Genomic DNA, 1,226 nt, shown 5'->3' on the forward strand with positions numbered 1-1,226 from the left:
CGCCAGCGCCTCGGCGTGCGCCCGGCCGGGGGTGAGCAGCAGGGCGGACACGGCGGCGCCGCGCCGGGCCAGCCGCTCGCCGGCGTACAGGGTGTCGCCGCCGTTGTCGCCGGAGCCGATCAGCAGTAGCACCCGGGCGCCGTAGACCCCGCCCCGGTCGGAGAGGAGGAGTGCGCAGCGGCGGGCCAGCCCGGCGGCGGCCCGCTGCATCAGCGTCCCCGGCGGGAGGGTGGCCATCAGGCCTGCCTCCGCCGCGCGTACGTCCGCGACCCGCCACACCGGTTTCATGCCACCCCGTCCCATCCCCGGCGGGCCGGCCGGCCCGCGGCCAGCTCACCGTTCCGCCACCACCATGGCCGACGCGATCCCGCCGTCGTGCGACAACGACAGATGCCAGCGGTTGATCCCGCGCTCGGCCGCGGCGGCGGCGACCGTGCCGGAGACGGTCAGCCAGGGCCGGCCGTCCGGGTCCGGCACGATCTCGCAGTCGTGCCAGCTCAGCCCGGCGGGGGCGCCGAGGGCCTTGGCCACCGCCTCCTTGGCGGCGAAGCGGGCGGCCATCGACTCCGGCGAGCGCGGGTTGCCGGAGCGGGTGTAGCGCTCGCCCTCGGTGAAGAGCCGGTCGGCGAGCAGCGGCGTCCGGGCGAGGGCCCGGGCGAACCGGTCCACCAGCACGACGTCGATGCCGACAGCCACGATCACGGCACTCACCCTACCGGCGGGCCGGGGCGCAGATTAGCCACCGGCTCCGCGGTGGGCAACGCCTGTGGACAACCCGCCGGTACGACCACCGCCCGCCATCCACAGGGCCGGTGCCGTGGGCAGCGGGCTGCCTAGCGTCGTCCCCGTTGCCCGCCCGGCCCCGGCCCGTCACCGGGGCGGGCGTCGATCCGCCGCCGACGTCCCTCGCTCGGTGGCCACCGAGCCGGGGAGCCCGCCGATGACCGAGGAGCCGTTGAGCGTCGAACCCGAGGTGCTGCGCGAGGCCGCCCGGTCGCTCGCGGACGACGCGTACCGGCTGGCCTGCGGGTTGACCGGCGCCCCAGGGCTGGTGGTGCCGGCCGAGGGCTGGCGCGCCGGGGTGGCGCTGGCCGAGCTGGAGTCGGCGGTGCATCGCTGGTGCGGGGCGCTGGCGGCCCGGGTGGCGGCCACCGCCGACGCGGTCCGCCTCGCGGCGGAGGGCTACGAGGCAGTCGACGAGCGCGCCGCGCGCCGCCTGGCCGGAG

Annotated in this window: 3 protein-coding genes; 1 reads left to right on the top strand and 2 read right to left on the bottom strand. The window is 78.1% G+C overall.

Going from position 1 to position 1,226, the window contains the following annotated elements; genetic code table 11:
• Both JNW87_RS38880 and JNW87_RS38885 read right to left on the bottom strand, forming a co-directional pair.
• Positions 1-288: NAD(P)H-hydrate epimerase (locus JNW87_RS38880; RefSeq protein ID WP_305070488.1), on the bottom strand; the 288-nt coding region annotated here is incomplete at its 3' end.
• Between the two features lie 45 nt (positions 289-333).
• Positions 334-702 carry a holo-ACP synthase gene (locus JNW87_RS38885; RefSeq protein ID WP_109806077.1) on the bottom strand — a complete coding sequence of 123 codons (369 nt, stop codon included), beginning with the start codon at positions 700-702 and terminating at the stop codon, positions 334-336.
• A 238-nt stretch (positions 703-940) separates the two neighbouring features.
• On the opposite strand from JNW87_RS38885, the gene JNW87_RS38890 reads away from it, so the two are divergent.
• Positions 941-1,226, top strand: a 286-nt coding sequence (locus JNW87_RS38890; RefSeq protein ID WP_238455491.1) for a type VII secretion target, incomplete at its 3' end; no start/stop codon positions are given.

It is taken from the genome of Micromonospora sp. ATA51 (assembly GCF_016802855.1).
Lineage (GTDB): Bacteria > Actinomycetota > Actinomycetes > Mycobacteriales > Micromonosporaceae > Micromonospora > Micromonospora sicca.